This is a genomic window from Mycolicibacterium vaccae NBRC 14118 = CIP 105934 (assembly GCF_001552715.1).
Lineage (GTDB): Bacteria > Actinomycetota > Actinomycetes > Mycobacteriales > Mycobacteriaceae > Mycobacterium > Mycobacterium vaccae.
The window spans coordinates 1-22,854 of record NZ_BCRS01000010.1 but is presented as its reverse complement, the minus strand read 5'-3'; the positions used below and the strand labels follow the sequence as shown (position 1 = coordinate 22,854).

General features: G+C 69.6%; 24 protein-coding genes. 12 read left to right on the top strand and 12 right to left on the bottom strand.

Annotated elements, in window-relative coordinates; all coding sequences use genetic code 11:
- Positions 1-29: 29 nt before the first annotated feature.
- Positions 30-782, bottom strand: a complete 753-nt coding sequence (nei2, locus tag MVA01S_RS03515; protein WP_003929340.1) for an endonuclease VIII Nei2 — start codon at positions 780-782, stop codon at positions 30-32.
- Positions 782-5,320 (bottom strand): ATP-dependent helicase, encoded by a 4,539-nt coding sequence (locus tag MVA01S_RS03510; RefSeq protein WP_003929341.1) that lies wholly within the window; start codon positions 5,318-5,320, stop codon positions 782-784. Before MVA01S_RS03510 ends, nei2 begins: the two co-directional genes overlap by 1 nt.
- A 97-nt stretch (positions 5,321-5,417) precedes the next feature.
- Here MVA01S_RS03510 and MVA01S_RS03505 point away from each other — a divergent pair, with 97 nt between their 5' ends.
- Positions 5,418-7,619, top strand: a complete 2,202-nt coding sequence (locus MVA01S_RS03505) for a winged helix-turn-helix domain-containing protein (RefSeq protein ID WP_003929342.1) — start codon at positions 5,418-5,420, stop codon at positions 7,617-7,619.
- Between the two features lies 1 nt (position 7,620).
- Here the strand turns inward: MVA01S_RS03505 and MVA01S_RS03500 are convergent, their stop codons facing one another.
- From MVA01S_RS03500 to MVA01S_RS03490, 3 genes are read right to left on the bottom strand one after another with little or no spacing between them, the layout of a single operon-like run.
- Entirely contained in the window at positions 7,621-8,634 is a 1,014-nt protein-coding gene (locus MVA01S_RS03500; protein WP_040540474.1) for a hypothetical protein, read from the bottom strand.
- The gene (locus MVA01S_RS03495; RefSeq protein ID WP_003929344.1) at positions 8,634-9,965 is read right to left on the bottom strand and encodes a Dyp-type peroxidase; all 1,332 of its coding nucleotides are present in this window, start codon (positions 9,963-9,965) and stop codon (positions 8,634-8,636) included. The genes MVA01S_RS03500 and MVA01S_RS03495 overlap by 1 nt, the downstream gene beginning before the upstream one ends.
- A 27-nt stretch (positions 9,966-9,992) precedes the next feature.
- Positions 9,993-10,553 carry a hypothetical protein gene (locus tag MVA01S_RS03490; RefSeq protein ID WP_003929345.1) on the bottom strand — a complete coding sequence of 187 codons (561 nt, stop codon included), beginning with the start codon at positions 10,551-10,553 and terminating at the stop codon, positions 9,993-9,995.
- A gap of 214 nt (positions 10,554-10,767) precedes the next feature.
- On the opposite strand from MVA01S_RS03490, the gene MVA01S_RS30170 reads away from it, so the two are divergent.
- From MVA01S_RS30170 to MVA01S_RS03480, 3 genes are read left to right on the top strand one after another with little or no spacing between them, the layout of a single operon-like run.
- Positions 10,768-11,127 carry a hypothetical protein gene (locus MVA01S_RS30170; RefSeq protein ID WP_081528988.1) on the top strand — a complete coding sequence of 120 codons (360 nt, stop codon included), beginning with the start codon at positions 10,768-10,770 and terminating at the stop codon, positions 11,125-11,127.
- A 17-nt stretch (positions 11,128-11,144) separates the two neighbouring features.
- Positions 11,145-11,501 carry a heme-binding protein gene (locus MVA01S_RS03485; protein WP_040540473.1) on the top strand — a complete coding sequence of 119 codons (357 nt, stop codon included), beginning with the start codon at positions 11,145-11,147 and terminating at the stop codon, positions 11,499-11,501.
- Between the two features lie 52 nt (positions 11,502-11,553).
- Positions 11,554-11,850: a heme-binding protein gene (locus MVA01S_RS03480; RefSeq protein ID WP_051015229.1), complete on the top strand. Its 297-nt coding sequence runs from the start codon at positions 11,554-11,556 to the stop codon at positions 11,848-11,850.
- A gap of 2 nt (positions 11,851-11,852) precedes the next feature.
- On the opposite strand, the gene MVA01S_RS03475 is transcribed toward MVA01S_RS03480, so the two are convergent.
- Complete coding sequence (locus tag MVA01S_RS03475) at positions 11,853-12,500, bottom strand: TetR/AcrR family transcriptional regulator (protein WP_003929348.1); 648 nt, start codon at positions 12,498-12,500, stop codon at positions 11,853-11,855.
- A 49-nt stretch (positions 12,501-12,549) separates the two neighbouring features.
- Between MVA01S_RS03475 and MVA01S_RS03470 the strand changes: the two genes are divergently transcribed.
- Positions 12,550-13,923 (top strand): cytochrome P450, encoded by a 1,374-nt coding sequence (locus MVA01S_RS03470; protein ID WP_003929349.1) that lies wholly within the window; start codon positions 12,550-12,552, stop codon positions 13,921-13,923.
- 5 nt (positions 13,924-13,928) lie between these two features.
- Here the strand turns inward: MVA01S_RS03470 and MVA01S_RS03465 are convergent, their stop codons facing one another.
- Together MVA01S_RS03465 and amaB are read right to left on the bottom strand one after the other, a co-directional pair.
- Complete coding sequence (locus tag MVA01S_RS03465; RefSeq protein ID WP_003929350.1) at positions 13,929-14,738, bottom strand: SDR family NAD(P)-dependent oxidoreductase; 810 nt, start codon at positions 14,736-14,738, stop codon at positions 13,929-13,931.
- A gap of 98 nt (positions 14,739-14,836) precedes the next feature.
- Positions 14,837-16,381: an L-piperidine-6-carboxylate dehydrogenase gene (amaB, locus tag MVA01S_RS03460; RefSeq protein ID WP_003929351.1), complete on the bottom strand. Its 1,545-nt coding sequence runs from the start codon at positions 16,379-16,381 to the stop codon at positions 14,837-14,839.
- A gap of 90 nt (positions 16,382-16,471) precedes the next feature.
- Between amaB and MVA01S_RS03455 the strand changes: the two genes are divergently transcribed.
- Entirely contained in the window at positions 16,472-16,939 is a 468-nt protein-coding gene (locus MVA01S_RS03455; protein ID WP_003929352.1) for an Lrp/AsnC family transcriptional regulator, read from the top strand.
- Between the two features lie 53 nt (positions 16,940-16,992).
- Complete coding sequence (lat, locus tag MVA01S_RS03450; RefSeq protein ID WP_003929353.1) at positions 16,993-18,378, top strand: L-lysine 6-transaminase; 1,386 nt, start codon at positions 16,993-16,995, stop codon at positions 18,376-18,378.
- Here lat and MVA01S_RS03445 read toward each other — a convergent pair.
- Positions 18,365-18,919, bottom strand: a complete 555-nt coding sequence (locus MVA01S_RS03445; RefSeq protein ID WP_003929354.1) for a restriction endonuclease — start codon at positions 18,917-18,919, stop codon at positions 18,365-18,367. The genes lat and MVA01S_RS03445 overlap by 14 nt on opposite strands.
- Positions 18,920-19,031: 112 nt before the next feature.
- Here MVA01S_RS03445 and MVA01S_RS03440 point away from each other — a divergent pair, with 112 nt between their 5' ends.
- A complete protein-coding gene (locus MVA01S_RS03440; protein WP_003929355.1) occupies positions 19,032-19,406 on the top strand; it encodes a hypothetical protein in 375 nt (124 codons plus the stop codon).
- A 32-nt stretch (positions 19,407-19,438) separates the two neighbouring features.
- Positions 19,439-19,747: a protein UsfY gene (gene usfY, locus MVA01S_RS03435; protein WP_003929356.1), complete on the top strand. Its 309-nt coding sequence runs from the start codon at positions 19,439-19,441 to the stop codon at positions 19,745-19,747.
- 150 nt (positions 19,748-19,897) lie between these two features.
- Here usfY and mbp1 read toward each other — a convergent pair whose 3' ends face one another.
- Complete coding sequence (gene mbp1 / locus MVA01S_RS03430) at positions 19,898-20,134, bottom strand: microaggregate-binding protein 1 (protein ID WP_003929357.1); 237 nt, start codon at positions 20,132-20,134, stop codon at positions 19,898-19,900.
- A gap of 266 nt (positions 20,135-20,400) precedes the next feature.
- Positions 20,401-20,529, bottom strand: coding sequence for a hypothetical protein (locus tag MVA01S_RS31840; protein WP_003929358.1), 129 nt, complete (start codon positions 20,527-20,529; stop codon positions 20,401-20,403).
- A gap of 109 nt (positions 20,530-20,638) precedes the next feature.
- On the opposite strand from MVA01S_RS31840, the gene MVA01S_RS03425 reads away from it, so the two are divergent.
- Both MVA01S_RS03425 and MVA01S_RS03420 read left to right on the top strand, forming a co-directional pair.
- Positions 20,639-21,073: an ATP-binding protein gene (locus MVA01S_RS03425; RefSeq protein WP_003929359.1), complete on the top strand. Its 435-nt coding sequence runs from the start codon at positions 20,639-20,641 to the stop codon at positions 21,071-21,073.
- Positions 21,070-21,858, top strand: a complete 789-nt coding sequence (locus MVA01S_RS03420) for an RNA polymerase sigma factor SigF (RefSeq protein ID WP_040540469.1) — start codon at positions 21,070-21,072, stop codon at positions 21,856-21,858. The genes MVA01S_RS03425 and MVA01S_RS03420 overlap by 4 nt, the downstream gene beginning before the upstream one ends.
- On the opposite strand, the gene MVA01S_RS03415 is transcribed toward MVA01S_RS03420, so the two are convergent.
- On the bottom strand, positions 21,829-22,263 hold the full coding sequence (locus MVA01S_RS03415) for an STAS domain-containing protein (RefSeq protein ID WP_040540570.1): 435 nt from the start codon (positions 22,261-22,263) through the stop codon (positions 21,829-21,831). The genes MVA01S_RS03420 and MVA01S_RS03415 overlap by 30 nt on opposite strands.
- A gap of 314 nt (positions 22,264-22,577) precedes the next feature.
- On the opposite strand from MVA01S_RS03415, the gene MVA01S_RS03410 reads away from it, so the two are divergent.
- Positions 22,578-22,854: NTP transferase domain-containing protein (locus MVA01S_RS03410; RefSeq protein ID WP_435405973.1), on the top strand; the 277-nt coding region annotated here is incomplete at its 3' end.

Sequence of the window (22,854 nt, the reverse complement as noted above, 5' to 3'; positions counted from 1 at the left end):
GTGCGATTGGTGCATTGGATGACTCTTTCCTACCGTTGGCAGGTGGGGCACCAGTAGGTGACGCGGTCGCCGCCCTTGTCCGTCTCGATCCGCGTACCGCAGCGGCGACACGGCAGGCCGGCCCGGCCGTACACCCACACGTCCTGGCCAGGCCGGGTGTTGCCGGTCGTGGTGCGGTTGATACGGGTTCGGTTGAGCCACAACATCTGCTGTGCACGGTTGACCAGGCGCAGCGGGTCGGACACCTCACCGACGGCGGTGCCGGGCCGCAGCCCGAACACGAAGGAAAGCTCGTTGGCGTAGACGTTGCCGACGCCGGCCATCACGCGTTGGTCCAGCAGCGTCTCGGCCAGAGGGCGTGACGGGTCGGCCATCAGGTTCTCCGCCGCCACGGACGCCGACCAGTCGGGGCCGAGCAGGTCCGGGCCGAGGTGGGCGACGGCGTCCATGTCGGTGGCCCGGTCCAGGACCTCCAGCACCCCCAGGTCGACGCCGAACGCCCGCGACTGCACGGTCTCCAGCACGATGCGGATTTTGTACGCCGGCACCCGGACCCGGCCGATCACCCAGGCGCCGTCCATCTTCAGGTGCGAGTGGATACTGGCCTGCCCGACCCGGATGAACAGGTGCTTGCCGCGGCTGAGCACTTCGTCGACGACCTGACCGCTGAGGTCGACCGCCGCATACCGGGGCACCCGGACGTCGCAGCGGGTCAGCTCCCGACCCTCCAGCGCCTCACGCAGTTTCACGGCCGCGCGAAAGACGGTGTCTCCCTCGGGCATCAGCGCAGCCGCAGGCCGCGGGGGGTGCGCGAAAAGCCCGCTGTCGCCAGCGCCTCCACTACCACCGACTCCCGGCTCTCCAGCACCGGGATCCCGTCGACGCGCTCCACCAGCAGACCCGGAACCCGTTGCCGTGACACCAGTTCGGCCAGGACCGCGGCGGCGGCGTTGGCGGTTTCGGCGTCGGCGGTGAAGCTCAGCAGCGACCGGCCACCCCGCTCGACGAACCATGCCAGCTCGCCGTCGACGAGCACCACCAGCGCGCCGGCCTTGCGCCCGGGCCGGTGCGCGGTGTCACCCTCGCCGCCGCGCGCCGGCCAGGGCAGCGCAGCGCCGTACGGATTGGCCGGGTCGGTGGCCGCCAATGCGATCGCGCGCAGGGTGTGTTGTTTGTCGTCGATGCTGTCGGCGTAACTGCGCAGCCTGTCGACGGTGCTGGCCGTCGCGAACTGGGCGCCCCCCAGTGATTCGACGAAGTACCCGCGCTGGCACCGGCCTGCCTCCTCCATCGTGGTCAGCACCTTGTACATCGAGGCGAACCCGCCGGGCACGTTCTCGGCCGCCACCGCGCCCCGGGTCAGCACGCCGTGCCGGGTCAGGAGCTGCTCGGCCTGATAGTGCGCCCGCAGCGTGGTGTCGACCTCGGCGATCGGCAGCGCCGACCAGCGTCCGGCCACCGTCGGGTCGGAGTCGCGGTGCGCGCTCAGGCTCGACGTGCTCAGGCTGTAGCGGCTCAACCGCGGGGCCCGCCGGTGCCGGTGCGAGGGGGTGGCCGAGCGGCGCTGCCCCGACCCGCGGGTGCCCGCCAGCAGGGCCCGCACCGGAGCGAAGGTGTCACCTCCCACGTACCCGGCCCAGATCAACTGCCACAGGGCTTCTTTCAGTGATTCCGTGGTAACGCCGTCGACCGAGAGCTGCCGGAAGAAGTAGGCCCCGCCGCCGGACAGCGCGCCCAGGATCGTGTGGTGGACGTCGGTGAGGTCGAGCTCGCCGGGCGGCGCCAGCGACAACGGCGCGGTCTCGGCGAGGTGGAACGCCACCCAGCCGTCGGCCGCCGACAGCGACCCGGCACCCGACCACAGCACCTCGCCGGAGGCCAGCAGTTCGTCGAGCATGCCGGGCTGGTAGTCGCGCACCCGCTGCCCGAAGATCAGCGGCTCGACGGCCGAGGCCGGCATCGGCACACCGGCGAGTTGGTCGATGACGGCGGCCAGCCCGTCGACGCCCGACACCGTGTCGCTGCCCAGCATCTGCCACGACGGCAGGAAACGGCCGAACGCCGCGGTGCTGACCGGCTCGATCTGCGCGCGCAGCGCGGCCAGCGAGCGGCGCCGCAGTATGCGCAGCACTTCGGCGTCACACCACTGATCACCGGAATCGATTGGCACATCGGTGAACTCGCCACGCACCAGTTTTCCGTCGGCGGCCAGCCGGCCCAGCACGTCGGCGGCCACCCGCAGGCCGAGCCCGAACCGCGTCGCCGCGTCGGCGGTGGTGAAGGGTCCGCGGGTGCGGGCGTAACGCGACAGCAGTTCGCCCAGCGGGTCGACGACCGGTTCCAGGAACGCCATCGGGACCCCGACCGGCACCGCCACGCCGACGCCGTCGCGTAGCCGTCCGATGTCCTCGACGGCGGCCCACCACGTCTGCCCGGCGAACGACACCTGCAACACGCGTTTGGTGCTCAGCAGTCCTTCCAGCCAGCCGCCGATGTCGTCGGAGGTGCACCGGGCGGCGATCTCCTCGGTGGTCAGCGGGCCGAGCAGGCGCAGCAGATCGGCCACGCCCTCGGCGTCGCGGGCCTGCCGGTCCGACGCCAGGTGCTGCAGCTGGCGCGCGGTGTTGGCCACCACGTCGCCGTCGAGCAGTTCGCGCAGCTCCACCCGGCCGAGCAGTTCGGCCAGCAGCGTGGGATCCAGAGACAGTGCGGCGGCGCGGCGTTCGGCCAGCGGGCTGTCGCCCTCGTACATGAATGCGCCCACGTAGCCGAACAGCAGCGACGCCGCGAACGGTGACGGGGTCGACGTCTCGACCTCGAGCAGGCGCACCCGTCGCTGCGCGACACGCGACATCAGCTGGGTCAGCATCGGCACGTCGTAGACGTCCTGCAGGCATTCGCGGACGGCTTCGAGCACGATCGGGAAGTCCGGGTAGCCGCGGGCGACGTCGAGCAGCTGGGCCGCGCGCTGGCGCTGGTGCCACAGGGGGGACCGCTTGCCGGGATGGCGGCGTGGCAGCAGCAGCGCGCGGGCGGCGCACTCCCGGAACCGGGACGCGAACAGCGCCGACGAACTGACTTCCGTGGTGACCAGGGGTTCGATCTCGTCGGGGTCGAACACGAAGATGTCTGCGCCGGGGGCGGTGTCGTCGGTGTCGGGTAGCCGCACGATGATGCCGTCGTCGGAGGCGGTCGGCTTCTCGTCGATGCCGTAACGCTCGTAGAGGCGTTTGCCGACGGCCAGCGCCAGCGGGCCGTGCACGCGTAGACCGTAGGGCGAGTGCAGGATGACGCGCCAGTCGCCGAGCTCGTCGCGGAACCGCTCCACCACGAGTGTGGTGTCCGACGGAACGGTGGAGGTGGCCTCCCGCTGCTCGGAGATCAGCTGCCACAGGTTGTCGGTCGCGAAAGCATCGAATCCCACTGTCTGGCAGCGTTGTTCGAACTTCCCCCGGTCCAGCCGGGCCAGCTCTCCGGTGAACGCGCCGATCGCCGCGCCCAGCTCGGCGGGCCGCCCCACACCGTCGCCGCGCCAGAACGGCAGCCGGGCCGGCTCGCCCGGGGCGGGGATGACGAGCACCCGATCGTGGGTGATCTCGGTGATCCGCCAGCTGGTCGCGCCCAGCGAGATCACGTCGCCGGGGCGGGACTCGTAGACCATCTCCTCGTCGAGTTCACCCACGCGCGAGGGTTTGTCGGAGTCGGCGTTGGTGGCCAGGTACACGGTGAACAGGCCGCGGTCGGGGATCGCGCCGCCGGAGGTGACGGCCAGCCGCTGCGCGCCGGGCCGAGACGTCAGGGTGCCGGCGTCGCGGTCGTAGACGATGCGCGGCCGCAGCTCGGCGAACTGCGTGGACGGGTACTTACCCGAGAGCAGATCGAGCGTCGCCTCGAACGCGCTGCGCGGCAGAGTGGCGAACGGCGCGCTGCGCCGCACGGTGTCGAACCAGGCCTCGGCGTTGATCGGCTCCAGCGCGCAGGCCGCCACGGTGTGCTGGGCGAGCACGTCCAGCGGGTTGGCCGGCACCCGCATCGTCTCGATCTGGCCGGCCAGCATCCGCTGCACGCTGACCGCACACCCGATCAGGTCGGTGCGGTGTTTGGGCAGCAGCACGCCCTGGCTGATCTCGCCGACCTGGTGGCCGGCCCGGCCGATGCGCTGGAGTCCGCTGGCCACCGACGGCGGCGTCTCCACCTGGATCACCAGGTCGACCGCGCCCATGTCGATGCCGAGTTCCAGGCTGGACGTCGCGACCACGGCTTTGAGCCGCCCGCTCTTGAGCGCGTCCTCGACGTCGGCGCGGGCCTCTTTGCTGACCGAGCCGTGGTGGGCCCGGGCCAGTACCGGCTCCGCGCCCAACGTCTGCCCGCTGCCCATCATGTGCGCCGGTGCGCCGCCCGCCACTCCGGGGTTGTGCGCGCCGAGCTCGACGCCGGCGCGTTCGGCGTGGATCTCGTTGATCCGGGCGGTCAGCCGCTCGGCCAGCCGGCGTGAGTTGGCGAACACGATCGAGGAGTTGTGCGCCTCGATCAGGTCGACGATGCGTTCCTCCACCGCGGGCCAGATGGACTGGGTGTCCGGCGAAGCCATGTCGGGCACCGGCACCTGCACGGTCAGGTCGAACGTCTTGGCCGCCGGCGGCGCGACGATCGTCGTGCGGGCGGTGCCGGACAGGAACCGCGCCACCTCCTCGGGCGGGCGCACGGTCGCCGACAGCCCGATCCGTTGGGCCGGCCGCTGCAGCATCGCGTCCAGTCGCTCCAGCGACACCGCCAGGTGCGCGCCGCGCTTGGTGGCCGCGACGGCGTGTACCTCGTCGACGATCACCGTCTGCACCTGGCTCAGGGTGTCCCGGGCCGCGGAGGTCAGCATCAGGAACAGCGACTCGGGCGTGGTGATCAGGATGTCGGGTGGGGTGGCGATCAGCGCGCGCCGCGCGCTCGGCGTGGTGTCGCCGGAGCGGACGCCGACGCTGATGGCCGGCGGCGGCTGCCCGGTGCGCTCGGCGATGCGCGAGATCCCGGTCAGCGGGGTGCGCAGATTGCGTTCGACGTCGACGGCCAGCGCTTTGAGCGGCGAGACGTACAGGACCCGGGTGCCGCGTTCGGTCTGCGGTTCGCGGACCAGCCCGTCGATCGCCCACAGGAACGCCGCCAGCGTCTTGCCGGACCCGGTCGGCGCGATGACCAGAGTGTTGTCCCCGTCGGCGATCGCCTTCCACGCTTGGGCCTGCGCCGGAGTGGGCTCGACGAAGGTGCCTGCGAACCATTCGCGCGTCAGCGCGGAGAAGCGCCCCAGCGGATCGGTCGGCACGGACATGCGTCCATGGTGCCCCCAGATACCGACATGTCCTCCGCTCAACTGGCCAATATGCGAAAACCGGCACGTCACGTGGTATCCGGCATACGCTCGGGAGGTGATCGCGGGGGACTGGCGTCCCAGGATTCCGGCAGCGACGATCGGCCGGCCCAGGATCGCCGACCGGGTCGTCGACCGGCCGGAGGTCCTCGCGCGGCTGGAAGCCTCGGCCGGGGGTGACGTCGTGGTCGTCTCGGGGCCGGCCGGCTACGGCAAAACCACCGCCGCGGCGCTGTGGGACGCCGCCGACGAGCGTCCGTTCGCCTGGGCGCGCCTCGACCACCTCGACGACGATCCCGCGCACCTGCTGTTGCACATCGCGACCGCCGTCGTCCACCTCACCGACGACGACAGCGAACTGCTGCGCTACCTGCGCGGACCCGGCCGTGATCCGCTGACCCACCTGGTGCCGGCCGTGGTGCAGGAACTCGAGGCCCGCGGGCCACTGGTGATCCTGCTCGACGACGTGCACAAGCTGTCGGCTCCCGCGGCGGCCGCCGCGCTGCAGTTGCTCATCGCCGAGGCGCCGGCGACGACCGTCACCGCGTTGCTGGGCCGGCACATGCTGCCATTGGGCCTGGCTCGGCGCCGACTCCAGGAGCACGCCGTGGTGGCGATCGACCAGGAGGTGTTGCGGTTCTCGGCGAAGGAAGCCGACGAGGTGCTCACCTCCATCCGTGGCCGGTGTGACCATGCGACCGTCACGTCGGTGGTCGAACTGTGCGAAGGCTGGCCCGCCGGGGTGATCCTGACGGCGATGGCGCTGCGGGACGGCACCGCGCTGGAAGCGCTGGCCGAACGCGACAATCTGGTGGTCGACTATGTGGTCGAGGAGGTCCTCGACCGGCTTGATGCCGAGACCGCGACGTTCCTGGTCGAGTCGGCGGTGCTCGGGCGGTTTACCGCCGAGCAGCTCGACACGGTGCTCGGGCGCGACGATGCCGGCCCCATGCTGGCCGTTGTCGCGGCCTCGGGCAATCCGTTCCTGATCGCTCTGGACCACCATCGGGTGTGGTACCGCTACCACCATCTGTTCGGCGATGTGCTGCGTGGCCGGCTGCGCGACACCGACCCCGCCCGCTTCCGCGAGTTGGCCAGGCGCGCAGCTGATCTGCTGGAACGCGACGGCGACATCGACGGCGCGCTGCTGCAGGCTCTCGACGCCGGGGACCGCGGGCGCGCGGCGGCGCTGGTGTGCCGCGAAGCGGTCCGGCTGGGCTTCGACGGCCGTGCCGGGGTGCTGGCCCGCCGGCTGGCGATGCTGGACGCGCGCACGTTCGCCGAGTACCCGGACGCGGCGGTGGCGCGCGCGTGGCTGGGCGTCACGACCGCCGACGCCGAGCTGATCCAGCGGTCACTGATGCTGGCGGTGCGCGCTGATCGCGGGCACAGACTCTCGGACGGCACACCGTCGGTCAAAGTCGCAGTGGCGCTCATCAGTTCGCTGCTCGGCGCGGGCGGGGTCGGCGATGTGGTGCGTCAGGCCGACGTGGTCCGCGCGGCCGGGGACCATCTGGTGAACCCGTGGTGGGGAGCGGCCACGGTGATGAAGGGCACCGCCGAGGCCATGCGCGGGTATCCGACACGCGCCCGCGCGCTCCTCGACGCCGCGCTGCCGGTCATCGACGACCTGCCGGGTTTCCATGCCGCGGCACTGGCACATCTGGCGCTGCTCGATCTGGCCGACGGTGACGACGAAGCGGCGGTGGAACGCAGCGAGGCGGCGCAGACGCTGGTGGACAAGTACGACCTGTGCGACGTCGTGCCGATGATCGTCGTGTACGCGACGAGTGCGGTGATGGCCGCGCGCGTGGCCGATCTGGCCGGCGTCCGGCAGGCGGTGGTGGTGACCGAGACGTTGCTGGCGCAGCTGGGTCATTTGTCGGCGCGCACAGCACTTCTGGGGCACGGATTGCTGGCCTGGACCGCCGCGGTGATCCAGGACCCGGCGCTGCTGGCCCGGCACCTGGCGGCCGCGGAGCGGACTCGTCACCGCGAGCCCGAGGCGGTGGCGCTGGTGCAAAGGGTGGACCGGGTCAAGGCCATGGCGGTCGGCGGCGCCCGGCCGTTGACCGCCGCGGAGCTGCGCCTGCTGCCGCATCTGGCCAGCCACCTCTCGCTGCAGCGGATCGCCGAGGAACTGGTGATCGGCCGGGAGACGGCCAAGAGTCAGGCCACCGCGATCTACCGCAAGCTCGGCGTGTTCTCGCGCGGCGAGGCGGTGACCGAGGCGAAAAGGATTGGCCTGATACCGGAGTGACTCAACCGAGGGGCATCGCCGCCAGGTTTCGCCACAGGTTCTGCAGGCTCTGGGTGCCGCCGAACAAGGTGGTGAAGTGCGTCGAGTCGATCAGCACGATGTCGCCGGCGCGGTCTCCGTCGGGTGGCATCCAGATCACCGCGTTGAACGCGGAATTGCCTGCGTCGGTGAACGGATGGGGACGGTCCAGATCGACGGGCTGGCGCGCCACGACGCGCAGGCTCGCCCCTTCCGGGGCGGTCAGCTCGTAATGGGGCAGATGCTGATGAAAGCTCAGGGTCGGCACGGCGGTGAGCAGCCCCAGCTCGTCGAGGTCGTGGTAGGCGTTGAGCGCCTGCGGTTCCCGCGTACCGGGGGCCACCGCTGGGCGGAGCCCCCAGATGTTGTGCACGGGGACGCCGAGGGCTCGCATCAGCGAGCGGGTGTACCGACTGAACCTCTGCTGACGGGGCACCAGCCGGTCCCCATGGTGTTCGTACTCGACTTGCCGTTGGGTGAGGTCGTCGGTGAAGCCGACGTCGTGGTGCGGTGCCAGCAGCAGGCAGGTGCCTTCGCGGTGCAGCCAGTCGCGCAGGGCTTCGACTTCGTCACGGCCGGCTTCGAGTTCGGAGTTGAGGTGGTCCAGGCCGAACACCATGAGGGTGTCGGTGTCGGCGAGGATCCGCTCGTCGATCGGCTGGGGGTACCCGGCCTGGTCCACCCGTTGGAACACCGCCACCGGATGTCCGGTCGTTTCGCCGACCAGGTCCTGGAACGACAGCGTCGACCGGTGGAACAGTTCGAGCGTGCCGGCGATGCCCTGCAGGAAGTTGGCCGCCGCGAACTCCGGTGTCTCGTAGGCGGGATACCCGACGTTGCGGACCTCGGTCACGGTCGAGAACCGGTTGCTCATGGCCGCCGGATCCCGTTGCGCCTCCCAGGGGTAACTCCACGTCCAGTAGATGCTCATGCGCCGCCGGCCATCCCGGGCTCGCCGCTGGTGGTCCTGGTTGTACGTGCGGGCGGGGCGCGTCATCAGCGCTGCCGAGTGTCGAGTTCGGTGAGGTAGCGCAGCGCGCCCAGGCCGGGCAGGAAGAAGTATCCGCCGCCGCGGAGCGTGGTGAATGCGGGAATGCCCTTGTGCACCTCGCGTATTGGACGCCGGGGAGTGGTGAAATCCAATGTGCCGTCCTGGGCGCCGCAGATCGGGTCGTGCTCGTTGCCCAGTTCGTGGAAGGTCTTGTCGTTGATCCACACGTTCTGGGCGAACTCGAACTGCCGGACCAGGCTGGCGCAGATGATGAACGCGGCGATGCCCCGGTCGACGCCGTCCTCGGGCGCGCCGTCGGGCAGTGCGGGCCCGTAGGTGGCGCCGCGGCGGATCATCCGCCGCCGGTTCATGTAGTGCGCGGTGTCGCGCGGGTTGAGGCGTCGCGCATGTGACCCCAGCGGGCAGGCATACCCGAACGGGTCCATCTCCTTGTAGTTGAAGTCGTTGTTGCGCATCGGGTCTGCGCCCAGTTCCGGGTCGTCGGCTGTGGGTGCCAGCACCAGCGGGGCCCCGCTGCGCCAGCGCCCCATGAACTTCGCCGCCAGCAGCTCCTGCTCCTCGGCGGTCCCGGCGTGGTCGGCGAGGTAGGCGCGGAAGGTTCCGACGTGCTCCTGGAGCCTGCGGTAGGCCAGGTAGCTTCCGTTGCGGGACAACGCCGCAGGCTCGGGAAGTCCGACGACAGGGCCGTCCTCGTCGGGATAACCGAGGATGAACTCGCCCGGCTCGAGTGCCGCGCCGGACCCAGGGGTCGGCGTCTCGCCCGAGCCCTTGATCACCGGCTGGGACAGCCGGTCTCGGAATCCGAAGTGGTCGTGGGCGTAGTTGAACGGCGGGTGGGCGTTGAGATCGAGGTGAGACAGTGCGCGGACACCGTCGCAGCGCGCCACCAGCCTGTCGTGCTCGCCGACGCAGCGGGCGTGTTCGTCGTCGTCGCGGGCGAACAGGATCGCGATCGCGTGCACATCGTCTCCGGCCAGCCCGCCCACCCAGTGCTGGGGCGCGTTGGCGCCGGTGTCGCCGAGGATGCCGGCACGCGCCACCATGCCCTCTCGGAACTCGTCGGGAAAGGTCGCCAGCGCCGCGTCCGGCACCCCGAGCGCGCGTAGGCCGTTCCAGGTGAACGCCACGGTGACCCAGCGTTTCGACGCATCCATGGTGGCGTCGGCCTCGGCAGCCGAGGCGACCACGTCGAGAAGCTCGGTGAGCCATTGGCGCCCACCCGCGGGGCGGTCGAACGTCAGGAACTCGTATCGTCCCGTCATCGCCGGTGTCCGGGTGAGCAGGATGTGCTGGATGTCGTCGAGTTCGAGGTTCATGGCAATCGGTTTCTTCGCGCGAGCGCCTTACTGCATCTGGTCGAGCATGTCGGAGAACGCGGCTTTGAGGCGCAGCGCCTTCTTGATCTCATCGGCGGTGACGTACGGGTACTCGCCGTACTCCAGGAAGCTCGGGCACTGGTGGTCGCGGACGAACTTGATGAAAGCCTCGGGATTGGTCCGCCAGTCTTCGGGAAAGTCCACGAGATTGGTGAAGACCGTGGTGATTCCGGTCGCGGCGAAGAGGCGAACGGCGTCCTCGGTGTACTTGTCGAAGTCGGTGTCGAAGATGCCCTGATACTGGAAGTGCAGGCCCGAGCCGACGTCGAAGAGCACCCAGCGCAGGTAATGCAGCCGCAACGGCGCCAGCACATCTGGCGTGCCGGCGACCGCTTCCTCGATCTGTTTGCCGTAGGCACGCACGGCGTCTTCGCGGCCCTCCTTGACCTTGGCGATGATCGAGAATCCGTAGCACGCCGGGGTACGGGGGAAGACCGGCCCGTAGCGCCCCCGCTCGAGTTCCAGGTAGCCCTCGGGTGGGATCGCCATCGCCGCCGGATGCGACCAATCGTTCTCGCCTGCAACCATGCTCAGCCTCCGGATCATCGTCGTGGCGAGCGTAGGGCGGGTGCCGGAACCCTGTCGTCCCCCTCTTTGGGGGAACCTTCGCCGCCGCCTGACGCGATGTTCCGCAGCGCGGTTTCACCCGTTGTGGGGGATGGCGGGGCCGCAGACCGATGCTTACGCTGACGCAGCCACGAGCCACAAGAGGCTGTGCGTGACCCGACGCAGGGAGTGCAAGATGCGGTTGGTTTACCTGCTGGTCGCCCCTGCGGTGTGTTCGACGGGAATCGCCGTCGCGCCAACGGTGGCCGCCGACTGCACCAGCGCGGGCGGCACGACCATCTGTTCTCAGGGTGATGCCCGGGGCGCCAACACGGGAGACGGGCCGAGTGGCGCCGGTACTTACGCCCCGTATCCGTGCGACATGAACGACTACAACTGCAATTACTGGTGGGGCGGCGATTTCGACGCCGACATCGATATCGACCCCGGCCGGCCGGGTATCGGACAACCGGGCCGGCCCGATATCGGGAACCCGGGACGGCCCGGCGGGGGTGGCGGTCGCGGTGGTGGTGGCGGCGGTCGAGGCGGACGATGACAACTGAGGAGAGATACATGTCGGCAATTTCCCGCGCGCCCTGGCTGGCGGCGTTCGCCTGCGCTGCAGTGCTTGGCAGCGCTGCCCCGGCCGGTGCGCAGCCACCGTCAACGGCGCCGGCACCGGCACCGCCGCCGCCGAACTGCACGTCGGCGGACCTCACCGGGGTGCTGACCGGGGTGACGGCCTCCACTACGGCCTATCTCTACACCCATCCGCCGGTCAACGACTTCTTCACCAGCTTGAAAGGACAGCCGCCCGAGGCGCGCACCGAGGCGTTGCAGACATTCATGGACGCCAATCCGCAGGTGCGCGCCGAACTGCAGGGTATTCGTCAGCCGATGGTGGACTTCCGCGCCCGCTGCGGGGCCTGACACTTACGATCGTTGAGTGCGAAACAACTCAGTGCGGCGGGTGGCCGCCGCCATGCTCGGCGCGACCGCTGTCGTCCTGTCCTCAGCGACCGCTGTCGCCCAGCCGGCGCCGAACTGCACGGCCGCCGACCTGGCCGCGGTGATGACCGGGGTCAGCGCGGTGACGTCGGCTTACCTGTTCACCCATCCGGTGGCGAACGAGTTCTACACGTCGATCAAGGACATGCCGCCTGAGGAGAAGCAGTCGGCCGTCACCGCATTCGCCGACCAGAATCCGCAGATCACCGCGGAGATGCGCGGGATCCGGCAGCCGTTGGTGGACTTCCGCAACCGCTGCGGGCACCACTGAGGTCAGCGCTGTCCGGGGGAGACGGCCTCGGTCAATTCCAGCGGGATTCCGGGGACCCGGAGCACCGCGTCCAGCAGAGCGTGGGCACACAGGTCGGCGATGAAGTCGGCGTCCAGCGATGAGTCCAGCAGTCGTTGACGGCACATCTCGAATGTGAAGGCCAGCCAGGCGTAGACGGTGGCGCGCAGGTCGCGTTCCACCTTGGCGTCGATCTCGCCGACGGCATCGGTGATGCGGTCGATGATCCGGCCGGCCTGGCGGTCGTTGTCGATGTCCTCGATGCCGCGCAGCACCGGATCCGACTTCCCCATGCCGAGGTAGGTCGTCCACGCCCGCTGCGGATGCAGTTCGTCGTAGCGCAGGTACGCCAGCACACCGGTGCGAACCTGCGCGAACAATGTCTGGCCCGGCAGTGGAGGAGTGTTGGTGGCGTGGAACATTCGCTCGCCCTCGGCGCGCACGACCGCGGCGAAGAACGCCCGTTTGTCGGGGAAGTAGTGGTACATCAGCGCGCGGGAGACGCCGGCGCGCTCGGCGATCTCGTCGATGCGCACCTCGTCGTAAGGCCGCTGGCCGAACACCTCGGCGCCGAGAGCCAGTAGTTCGTTGCGACGTTCCTCAGGGGACAGCCGCCGACGTCCTTCAGCCATGCACCGATACTACTTGACACATGTGTAATAGCGGCGCAGGCTGGCACACATGGCCATCGTCGGCGACCGACGGTCGTTTCCGAAGCTGCCACACCCGCCGCGGCGCGTTCCGATCCTCGGCGACGTGTTCGGCTTCAGTACGGACATTCTGACCCAACCGCCGGCGGCGATGGTCGGCCCGGTCTTCGAGTTCCGTTTCCTGGGAGCACGGTACGTGGTGGCGGCGGGACCGGAAGCGGTGGTCGAGCTCAGCGACGAGAGCAGGTTCTGCAAGCACATCGGCCCCGACATCGAGGCGTTGCGGATCATGGGCGGCGACGGGCTGTTCACCGCCTACAACGACGAACCGAACTGGCAGATCGCGCACGACGTGCTGATGCCCGCCTTCAGCCGGCAGGCGATGCGCGATTATCACGCGGTCATGTTCGACGTCGCCGACGAACTGTTGGCGCGCTGGGACGCCCGCGCGGACACCGGCGAACTCATCGATGTCCCCGCCGACACCACCCGGGTGACGCTGGAGACCATCGGCCGTTGCGCGGCGGGTCACCCGTTCGGGTGCTTCGACTCCGAAGACCCGCACCCGTTCGTCGAGCACATGGTCGCCGGGCTGGAGGGTTCGGATCGACTCGGGGTGTTGCGGGCGACGTTCCTGCCGGGCGCCGTCGCGCGGCGCGCCGAGCGCGCGGTGCGCTACCACGCCCGACAGCTGCATGCGATCGCCGACGAGATCATCGGCGAGCGGGTGCGGGAAGGGCTGGGGCGGCACGACGATCTGCTCGAGCTGATGCTGGTGTCGGAGCTGGAGCCGGCCAACATCCGCTACCAGTTGATCAACTTCCTGGTTGCCGGGCACGAAACCACCTCGGGTGCGCTGTCTTTCGCGTTGTACTTCTTGTCGGTGCATCCGCACGTCGCCGAGCGGGCACGTGCCGAGATCGCCGAGGTGTGGGGCGACGACGACCGTCCCGATTTCGAGCTGATCGCCAAGTTGCGCTACGTCCGAAGGGTCTTCGACGAGGCGCTACGGCTGCAGCCGACGGTGCCGGGGTATTACCGGGCGGCCCGCGAGGACACCGTGCTGGCCGGGGTGCACCCGATGCGCAAGGGGGACTGGGTCCTTGCGCTGACGATGGGGCTGCACCGCGACCGGCGGTGGGGTGAGGACCCCGACGCCTTCGACCCGGACCGCTTCGCTGCCGAGCAGGTCAAGGCGCGCCCGGCGGGGCTGTACAAGCCGTTCGGCACCGGGCCGCGGTCGTGCATCGGCAGGCAGTTCGCGCTGCACGAGGCGGTGCTGTTGCTGGCTGTACTGCTGCGCCGGTACGACCTGACGCCTGACCCCGACTACCGTCTCGAGGTCGCGCAGCGGCTGACGTTGATGCCCAAGGACTTCCGTCTCACCCTCACCCGGCGGGGGTGAAACCGTCAGAGCGTGCGCAGGGTGCGCTGATAGCGGCGCATGCCGTTGATCCAGCGGTCGTAGTCGCCGCCCTTGTGCCGGTACATCTCGAGCAACTCGGGGTGCGGCAGTACCAGGAATCGATCGGCCAGGATCGCTTCGACCGTGACAGCTGCGACGTCGGCCGCGCCGATGACGCCCGCCGACTGCTCGATCGACGCCGCGCCGAGCCGCGCGTCGGGATCCTCGGTGCTCCGAACCGCCTGTAGCAGCGGAGTGTCCACGCCGAGCGGGCACACGCAGCTGACACCGACACCGTCGTCGCCGTAGGTGATCGCCAGCCACTCGGCGAACCCGACCGCCGCGTGCTTGGTCACCGCGTAGCCCGCCGCGCCGAGCTGGGTCAGCAGGCCGGCCGCCGACGCCACCGACACGAAGTACCCCGACCCGCGGGACTGCCAGTGCGGCATCAGCAGCCGGGCCGCGCGGACGTGGGCGCGCAGGTTCACGTCGAGGATGGTGTCCCAGTCGGATTCCGTGCCGAGGCCGGGCTTTCCGATGATGCCGGCGTTGGCGACGTAGATGTCGACCGGGGCGAACTCGCGTGCGGCCAGCGTGATGAGCCCTTCGATGTCGGCGATCTCGGCCGCGTCGGCCCGCAGCGCGATCGCCGCGCCGCCTGCTGCGTTGATCGTCGACGCGGTGGTGTGCGCGCCGGCCTCGTCGAGGTCACCGATGACGACGCTGACGCCGTGCGCAGCAAGTTCGGTCGCGATCGCCGCCCCGATCCCGGAGGCGGCTCCGGTCACGATCGCGGTCTTGCCGTGAATTTCCATGCCCTGAGTCTGCCGCGAGCGTGCGGAAAGTCGCCCGTAACCGCGGCGTGTCGGCCGCAGACTCGCACGCTCGCGCCAAGGGAAGGGGGGAGGTCGGGTCAGCCGAAGTGGACGCCCTGGGCCAGCGGCAGCTCGGTGGAGTAGTTGACGGTGTTGGTGGCCCGCCGCATGTAGGCCTTCCACGCGTCCGAGCCGGACTCGCGGCCGCCGCCGGTCTCCTTCTCGCCGCCGAACGCGCCGCCGATCTCCGCGCCCGAGGTGCCGATGTTGACGTTGGCGATGCCGCAGTCGGATCCGTCGGCGGCCAGGAAACGCTCCGCCTCCCGCATGTCCAGCGTGAAGATCGACGACGAAAGGCCCTGCGGTACCGCATTGTTGAGCGCGATGGCCTCGTCGAGGGTGTCGTAGGTCAGCACGTAGAGGATCGGCGCGAACGTCTCCTGGTGCACGACGGCGCTCTGCGCGGGCATCCGCACCACCGCGGGCGTCACGTAGAACGCGCCTTCGTCCCCGACGTCGACCCGCTCGCCGCCGGTCACCGATCCACCCTCGGCGACGGCCTGCTGCAGCGCGCCGACCATGTCCCGGTAGGACGCGGTGTGAATGAGCGGCCCCACCAGCGTGCCGTCGGCGAACGGGTCACCGACGGGCAGTTGCCGGTAGGCCGCGACGATGCGGGACACCAGCTCGTCGGCGATCGACGAGTGCACGATCAGCCGCCGCAGCGTGGTGCACCGCTGACCGGCCGTGCCCGCGGCCGAGAACACGATGCCGCGCACCGCCAGGTCCAGGTCGGCGGCCGGGGTCACGATCGCTGCGTTGTTGCCGCCCAGCTCCAGCAGCGCGCGACCGAATCGGGCGGCCACCCGCGGGCCGACCTCCCGACCCATCCGCACCGACCCGGTGGCCGACACCAGCGCCACCCGCGGATCGTCGACGAGCTGCTCGCCGACCGCACGCTCACCCAGCACCAGTCGACCCACCGACGCCGGCGCCCCGACGTCCGCGCACGCGCGCTCCAGCAGCGCCTGACAGGCCACCGCGGTCAACGGCGTCAGCTCCGAGGGCTTCCACACCACGGTGTCGCCGCACACGAGCGCGATCGCGGTGTTCCAGGACCACACCGCGACCGGGAAGTTGAACGCGGTGATCACGCCGACCACACCGAGCGGATGCCAGTTCTCCATCAACCGGTGGCCGGGGCGTTCGGAGGCGATCGTGCGGCCGTACAGCTGCCGCGACAGCCCGACCGCGAACTCGCAGATGTCGATCATCTCCTGCACTTCGCCCAGCGCCTCGGAGGTGATTTTTCCGGCCTCGATGGTCACCAGCGAGGCCAGCGCCTCCTTGTGCTCGACGAGCAGCTGTCCCAGTCGCGCCACCAGCGCCCCGCGCACCGGCGCAGGCGTGGTCCGCCATGTCGAGAACGCTTCGGCTGCTTCGGAAATCGCCGCCTCGGCGTCGGCCGCCGAGGACGCCGGCACGCTGAACAGCACGTCCCCGGTGATCGGCGTGCTCGCAGGCAGGCCTTCGGCTCCGGGGTCGCCGAGCGGGACGTCGGCGCCGACGGCCGCCAGCGCGTCCCGGACGCGGGCGCGCAACGCATCGGCAGTGGGCAGCGTGGAGGTCAGAACGGTGGTCATGGGCCTGCGACTTTCTGGTGGAGGTGGAGGGCATCGCGAAGGGCTGCGCGAATCAGATGTGGCGGGTGGGCGCTCCGATACAGTGCGGCCATGACCGAGCCCGCAGACGCGCAGCCGCTGGACGACATCGATCGTGTGCTGGCCCGTGAGCTGGTCGCCGACGGCCGGGCCACGCTGGCGCACCTGGCGTCTACGGCGGGGTTGTCGGTGTCGGCGGTGCAGTCCAGGGTGCGGCGGCTGGAGGCGCGCGGGGTGGTCAGCGGATACGCCGCGCGCATCGACCCGGAGGCCGTCGGCAGCAAGCTGTCGGCGTTCGTGGCCATCACCCCTCTCGATCCGTCTCAACCCGATGATGCCCCCGCGCGGCTGGAGCACATCCCCGAAATCGAGGCGTGCTACTCGGTGGCCGGCGAGGACAACTACCTGCTGCTGGTCCACGTCGAGTCGGCGCGGGCCCTGGAGGGCCTGTTGCAGAAGATCCGCACCGCCGCCGACGTGAAGACGCGAAGCACGATCATCTTACAGAAATTTTATAGCGACAGACGCTACATACCGTAGGAAGTACGCCCACAGCACGCAGAGCCGTAAAAATTCCGATAGGATCTGCGGTCATGACTGCTGTTCTTCCGGAAAACCGCCGGGGTGCCGACCGTGTTCCGGCCGGCCTCGTCCCGGGCGACGTGCACGAGGTGCTGGCGCGCAGCATCCTCGCCGACGGTCTCGATCTGGTGCTCGACCTCGACCGGTCCCACGGCTCCTACCTGGTCGACGCCCGCACCGGCCGCGGCTACCTGGACATGTTCACGTTCTTCGCGTCCTCGGCGCTGGGGATGAACCATCCCGGCCTCGCCGGGGACCCCGCCTTCCGGGCCGAACTGGCTGCCGCGGCGCTGAACAAGCCGAGCAACTCCGATGTCTACAGCGTGCCGATGGCCCGTTTCGTCGACACGTTCGCCCGCGTGCTCGGCGATCCGCAGCTGCCGCACCTGTTCTTCGTCGACGGCGGCGCCCTCGCGGTGGAGAACGCGCTGAAGGTCGCGTTCGACTGGAAGAGCCGGCACAACGAGGCGCGTGGCCGCAGCCCGGAGCTCGGCACCAAGGTGCTGCACCTTGAGGGCGCGTTCCACGGCCGCAGCGGCTACACGATGTCGCTGACCAACACCGACCCCACCAAGGTGGCACGCTTCCCGAAGTTCGACTGGCCCCGCATCGACGCGCCAGTGGCCAGCCCCGGCTTGGACCATGAAGCCATGGACGCTCTGGAGGCCGAGTCGCTGCGGCAGGCCCGGGCGGCGTTCGAGGCCGCCCCGCACGACATCGCCTGCTTCATCGCAGAGCCGATCCAGGGGGAGGGCGGCGACCGTCACTTCCGCCCGCAGTTCTTCGCCGAGATGCGCCGGCTGTGCGACGAGTTCGATGCGCTGCTGATCTTCGACGAGGTGCAGACCGGCTGCGGTATCACCGGAACCCCTTGGGCCTACCAGCAATTGGGCGTGACGCCCGACGTCGTCGCGTTCGGCAAGAAGACCCAGGTGTGTGGCGTGATGGCGGGCGGTCGCGCACGCGAGGGGCAGTTCAGGACCAGGGTCGACGAGGTCGCCGACAACGTGTTCGCGGTCAGCTCGCGAATCAACTCGACGTGGGGCGGCAACCTCGTCGACATGGTGCGTGCGCGCCGGATCCTGGAGGTCATCGAGGTCGACGATCTGTTCGCCCGCGCTGCCGAGAGCGGCCGCCACCTGCGCGACCGGCTCGACGAGCTGGCCGCCGAGTTCCCCGCGCTGGTGCATGACGTGCGGGGCCGCGGGCTGATGTGTGCGTTCAGCCTGCCGAGCGGAGCCCGCCGCGACGAGCTGATCGCGCGGCTGTGGGATCGCGAGGTGATCATGCTGGGCTGCGGACCGGACAGTGTGCGGTTCCGGCCGGCGTTGACGGTGGCGACCGCGGAGCTCGACGCCGCGGTCGAGGCGGTGCGCGCGGTGCTCAGCTCGATGTGAGTCTGCGGATCGTCGACCGCAGCCGGGGCAGGTCCGCGCCGCCGACCAGCTCGCAGCCGTGTAACTCGGCGAGTTTGCGCGCCGCGGGCGTGAAGTCGTGATTGGTGACGACCATGGTCTGGGTGCAGTCCTGCATCGGCGCCCCGGCGACCACCTCCTGCACGGCCCCGGCGCCGACAGGCCGTGACTGCCGCTTGCACTGGACCGCCAACCGGTTGGGCCGGTTGCCGACGATCAGGTCGACGCCCCAGTCGCCGGTCAGCGGCGTCATGATCACCGGCACGCCGCAGCTTCGGGCGATCCGCGCGATGTAGTCCTCGAACTCGGTGCCCGACATGTCGGTGTGGGCGGGCCCCTCGTGCGCGCCCGGGGTGGCCACCCCGACCACGGCGGCGCGCAGAAAGCGGGGGGCTGCTACCGCGCCGGCGGGAATCAGCAACCCGGCCAACGCAGTCCAGCCGAGGTCGGCGCCGGCCAGGTACGCCGTCGCTCCTGCGGCAATTCCCAGCGCCGCGTACAGCTTCCACCTCAGCCTTGTCACGGCCGCATCGTAGGCAACGCCGCCGACATCACTGACAGATCGGGTTTATCGCCGCAGGCGTCCGGGAATCCCGCGCAAACCAACCGGCCTGCTCGAACTGGAGAACGACACGATGGCGGACCTGTCCCACCACACGCGGGAGCTGCGGCGCGGTGCCGACTACAGCGCGCCGGGGGTCTGGGATGCGGTGCGCACCGGTTTCGGGTTCGCCGCGGCCGGGGCGACGTTCCTGTTCGTGGCCCTGGTGTGGATCGGGACGTGCACCGGGTCGCTCGCCGACGCGGCCGGTTGCGGAGTTCCTCAGCGCGCGGCGCTCGCGCTCGGCGCACCGGCGATCCTGCTGGTCGGGGCGCTGTGGTCGCTGGCCCGCAGTTTCCGCGTCGAGCCCGGCGCCAGTCGCTGGGCCTGGCAGGGCGCCGGCTGGACGCTTCTGGCTCTGACGGTGCTCAGCGCCGTGCTGAGTCTTCCCTCGCTGCCCTGGCAGTAGCAGACTGGAGGGGTAGTTCTAAGGAGTTACCCATGAAGGGTCCCAAAGATCCGGTCGACCATTCGCGTACCACCCGGCCGCACGCCGGCGAGTCGATGAAGGACAACAAGATCATGCCGGGGCTCGTGGTGATCGGTCTCGCAATCGTCAGCTTCGTCGCCACGCTGGCGGCGTTCGCCACCTCCCACGAGGAGGCCGGGCTCCTGCTCGCCGCGATCGCCGGCCTGTGCTTCGTGATCGGCGGCGCCTGGCTGCTGATCGAGCATCACCGCGTCCGGCGCCTCGAAGAGCTCTGGTACGCAGAGCATCCGGGCACATACCGGCAGCGGCCCAACAGCTGAGCCGTGTGTGCCGAGATTGCGCTCACTGCCGTGGAACCGCCCGACCACGACCGTGACCGCAATGTCGGCCGCAAAGCACACCAAAGCCGCGAATGACGAACGGGCCCAACCGGTTTCCCGGTCAGGCCCGTCCAAGGGTCCTACTGCGTCTTACTGGTTGGCTTCCTGGCGCTTCTCGGCAGCCTTCGCGCCGGCGCGGGCCGACTCGGCCTCGGCTTCCTTCTGCGCGACGTCGCGCTGGGCCTCGGCCTTGTCCTGCTGGGCCTTGCCTTCGCGGACCATGTCGTCGCGACCGGTGACGGTGCCGACGGTCTCCTTGGCCTTGCCCTTCACGTCCTCGACGACGCCCTTGATGCCTTCTTCGGGACCACTGTTCTTCTCAGTCATGCTTGCCTTCCGCTTGCTGGGTGGATGGGGCCTCAGCGCCCCTCGTTTGAGCCACACCCTGGCTTCCCGAAGCGCTCGGCGGCTAAACAGATGGCCCGGGTCACACCCAACCGCTGTCAGCGGCAACGGGTTTGCGGGGCGGCACAGGCAAACGCGCCGCGATGACGCCCGTCAAGAAGCCGGGAAGAACACGTCGAAGACGGGTTTGGTCTGCACGGACCGTGGGGTATTGAGTCCGCACCATGAAGACCATCCCCCCGTGCGCGTCACTGCATCATCGGCGCCAATATCAGGAAAGCGCCCGCGTATATCGCGACGACCGTCAATATCAGGACGGCCAGCGCGATACCGGCGACCGTCAGGATCCGGCGCAGCGGGTTGGTGTGCTGAGTCATAACCGCTGGTTACCCGGGCCCGGCCTGTCGTTAACGGACGCGCGGTGCGTCCATGAATAATGGCGATTCAGCCTGGGGTAATGTCGCTGGGAAGTTTCCAGGAGGTCAGATGGCCGATGTGGCTAGCCACAGCAATGGACTGCGTCACGGCGCGCAGTCGGTAGAACTGCGCGTGGCCGCCACGCTGGAGAACCTGGCTGTGCTGCGCACGCTGGTGGCGGCGATCGGCACGTTCGAGGATCTCGATTTTGACGCCGTGGCGGACCTGCGCCTGGCCGTCGATGAGGCGTGTACGCGGCTGATCAGGTCCGCGGTGCCGGAGTCGACCCTGCTTGTTGTGGTGGATCCGCAGCCCGAGGCGCTGATCGTGCACGCGTCGACGACGTGCGACAGCACCGACATCCTCGCGCCGGGCAGCTTCAGCTGGCACGTGCTGAGTTCGCTGACCGATGAGGTCACCACGTTCTCCGACGGGCAGCCCACCGCCGACGGTGAAGTGTTCGGTATCTCCATGACGACGAGGCGAGCGAGTTCGTTGCAGTGACCCGGTCGTCGTCCCAGGGTTCGTCGTCTCGATCGAGCTCTGAATACGCGGACGTCGCTGCGATGTTCCGCGCGTTGGCCGAGCTCGAGGAGGGCTCGGCGCCCTTCCAGCGCCAGCGTGACCGCATCGTCGAGCGTTGTCTTCCGTTGGCCGATCACATCGCGCGCCGGTTCGACGGCCGCGGTGAGCCGCGCGACGACCTGGTCCAGGTGGCCCGCGTCGGTCTGGTCAACGCCGTGATCCGGTTCGACGTGAACGCCGGTTCGGACTTCGTGTCGTTCGCGGTGCCCACCATCATGGGCGAGGTCCGCCGGCATTTCCGGGACAACAGCTGGTCGGTGAAGGTGCCGCGCCGGCTCAAGGAGCTGCACCTGCGGCTGGGCGCGGCCACGGCCGAGCTGTCGCAGCGGCTGGGTCGCGCACCGACGGCGACCGAGCTGGCCGCCGAGCTGGAGATGGATCGCGACGAGGTGATCGAGGGCCTGGTCGCGGGCAGTTCCTACAACACGTTGTCGATCGACTCCGGCGGCAGCGGCAACGAGGACGCCCCCGCGATCGCCGACACGCTCGGTGACGTGGACCTGACGCTGGACCAGATCGAGAACCGCGAGGCACTGCGGCCGCTGCTGGCGCAGCTGCCCGAGCGGGAACGCACGGTGCTGGTGCTGCGGTTCTTCGAGTCGATGACGCAGACGCAGATCGCCGAGCGGGTCGGCATCTCGCAGATGCACGTCTCCCGGCTGCTCGCGAAGTCGCTAGCGCGGCTCCGCGACCAGCTTGAGTGAGCGCGGAGGATCGGCCTGCACGGCGGTCAGCGCGGCGGCGACGTCGGCGCAGATCGGCAGCGCGGAGTCCGGGTCGCAGATGCGCAACAGCCGGTTGACGGCGTTGCTGGGGACCAGCGCCCACCGGATGTCGCCGCTGACGCACTGCACGTTGAGGGTGTGCAGCGCCGAGAATCCGGCGGTGGAGAAGAAGGTCAGCCCGGACAGGTCCGCGACGAGGTAGCGCGTCTTGTCGGAGTTGCGCAGCGCGTAGTTGACGAATTCGATGCCGTTGGCGGCGTCGAGTTCGCCATGGCCGGCGACGATGGCGGTGGCGGGTTTTGGCCAACTGGTTTCGAAGCGAGCCGTGTGACAGACGAGGCTGTCGTGGTCGGTAACCGGATCTTGTTCTGGGACGTGATGCACGATGGAATCCATTCAGGAGCGCGAGTGCTGTTGTTCACGCCAAGGCGGGGCCCTAGATTCTCAAAGCCTCCACGGGGACAAGCGCCCCGTGTGGTGTCGATGACGTTTCCCACGGGCTGTGACTTCAACCCTGTGTGAAACCATACGCCCATACGGTGATCTTGGGCACTGTTGGGCCAGGTTATTACCAAATCCTCAGCGGGGGGCCGCACCCGTTGCCCCCGGCCGGTCGAGAGCGGGCATGTTCCACTGTGACACAAGGTAATTCGGCAACCGGGGTGGTGCTTGCCGCGGGCGCGGGCACCCGGTTCGGGATGCCCAAGGTGCTCGCCGCCGACGGCGCCTGGCTGCGTGCCGGCGTGGCCGCGCTGCACGACGGCGGCTGCGACGACGTGGTCGTGGTGCTCGGCGCCGCACTCGTCGACGTCCCCGCGCCCGCGCGGGCGGTGGTGGCGCAGGACTGGGCCGACGGATTGAGCGCGTCGGTGCGTGCCGGGGTGTCCGCGGCCGGTGATGCTGCGGATTTCGTCGTGCTGACCACAGTGGACACCCCGGACGTGGGTGCCAGCGCGGTGCGGCGGGTGCTGGCCG

What these genes read in the sequence shown, in the direction of transcription:
- nei2 (WP_003929340.1), bottom strand. Translation starts at nt 782, where the DNA reads ATGCCCGAGGGAGACACCGTCTTTCGCGCGGCCGTGAAACTGCGTGAG.
- MVA01S_RS03510 (WP_003929341.1), bottom strand. Translation starts at nt 5,320, where the DNA reads ATGTCCGTGCCGACCGATCCGCTGGGGCGCTTCTCCGCGCTGACGCGC.
- MVA01S_RS03500 (WP_040540474.1), bottom strand. Translation starts at nt 8,634, where the DNA reads ATGACGCGCCCCGCCCGCACGTACAACCAGGACCACCAGCGGCGAGCC.
- MVA01S_RS03495 (WP_003929344.1), bottom strand. Translation starts at nt 9,965, where the DNA reads ATGAACCTCGAACTCGACGACATCCAGCACATCCTGCTCACCCGGACA.
- MVA01S_RS03490 (WP_003929345.1), bottom strand. Translation starts at nt 10,553, where the DNA reads ATGGTTGCAGGCGAGAACGATTGGTCGCATCCGGCGGCGATGGCGATC.
- MVA01S_RS30170 (WP_081528988.1), top strand. Translation starts at nt 10,768, where the DNA reads ATGCGGTTGGTTTACCTGCTGGTCGCCCCTGCGGTGTGTTCGACGGGA.
- MVA01S_RS03485 (WP_040540473.1), top strand. Translation starts at nt 11,145, where the DNA reads ATGTCGGCAATTTCCCGCGCGCCCTGGCTGGCGGCGTTCGCCTGCGCT.
- MVA01S_RS03480 (WP_051015229.1), top strand. Translation starts at nt 11,554, where the DNA reads ATGCTCGGCGCGACCGCTGTCGTCCTGTCCTCAGCGACCGCTGTCGCC.
- MVA01S_RS03475 (WP_003929348.1), bottom strand. Translation starts at nt 12,500, where the DNA reads ATGGCTGAAGGACGTCGGCGGCTGTCCCCTGAGGAACGTCGCAACGAA.
- MVA01S_RS03470 (WP_003929349.1), top strand. Translation starts at nt 12,550, where the DNA reads ATGGCCATCGTCGGCGACCGACGGTCGTTTCCGAAGCTGCCACACCCG.
- MVA01S_RS03465 (WP_003929350.1), bottom strand. Translation starts at nt 14,738, where the DNA reads ATGGAAATTCACGGCAAGACCGCGATCGTGACCGGAGCCGCCTCCGGG.
- amaB (WP_003929351.1), bottom strand. Translation starts at nt 16,381, where the DNA reads ATGACCACCGTTCTGACCTCCACGCTGCCCACTGCCGATGCGTTGCGC.
- MVA01S_RS03455 (WP_003929352.1), top strand. Translation starts at nt 16,472, where the DNA reads ATGACCGAGCCCGCAGACGCGCAGCCGCTGGACGACATCGATCGTGTG.
- lat (WP_003929353.1), top strand. Translation starts at nt 16,993, where the DNA reads ATGACTGCTGTTCTTCCGGAAAACCGCCGGGGTGCCGACCGTGTTCCG.
- MVA01S_RS03440 (WP_003929355.1), top strand. Translation starts at nt 19,032, where the DNA reads ATGGCGGACCTGTCCCACCACACGCGGGAGCTGCGGCGCGGTGCCGAC.
- usfY (WP_003929356.1), top strand. Translation starts at nt 19,439, where the DNA reads ATGAAGGGTCCCAAAGATCCGGTCGACCATTCGCGTACCACCCGGCCG.
- mbp1 (WP_003929357.1), bottom strand. Translation starts at nt 20,134, where the DNA reads ATGACTGAGAAGAACAGTGGTCCCGAAGAAGGCATCAAGGGCGTCGTC.
- MVA01S_RS31840 (WP_003929358.1), bottom strand. Translation starts at nt 20,529, where the DNA reads ATGACTCAGCACACCAACCCGCTGCGCCGGATCCTGACGGTCGCCGGT.
- MVA01S_RS03425 (WP_003929359.1), top strand. Translation starts at nt 20,639, where the DNA reads ATGGCCGATGTGGCTAGCCACAGCAATGGACTGCGTCACGGCGCGCAG.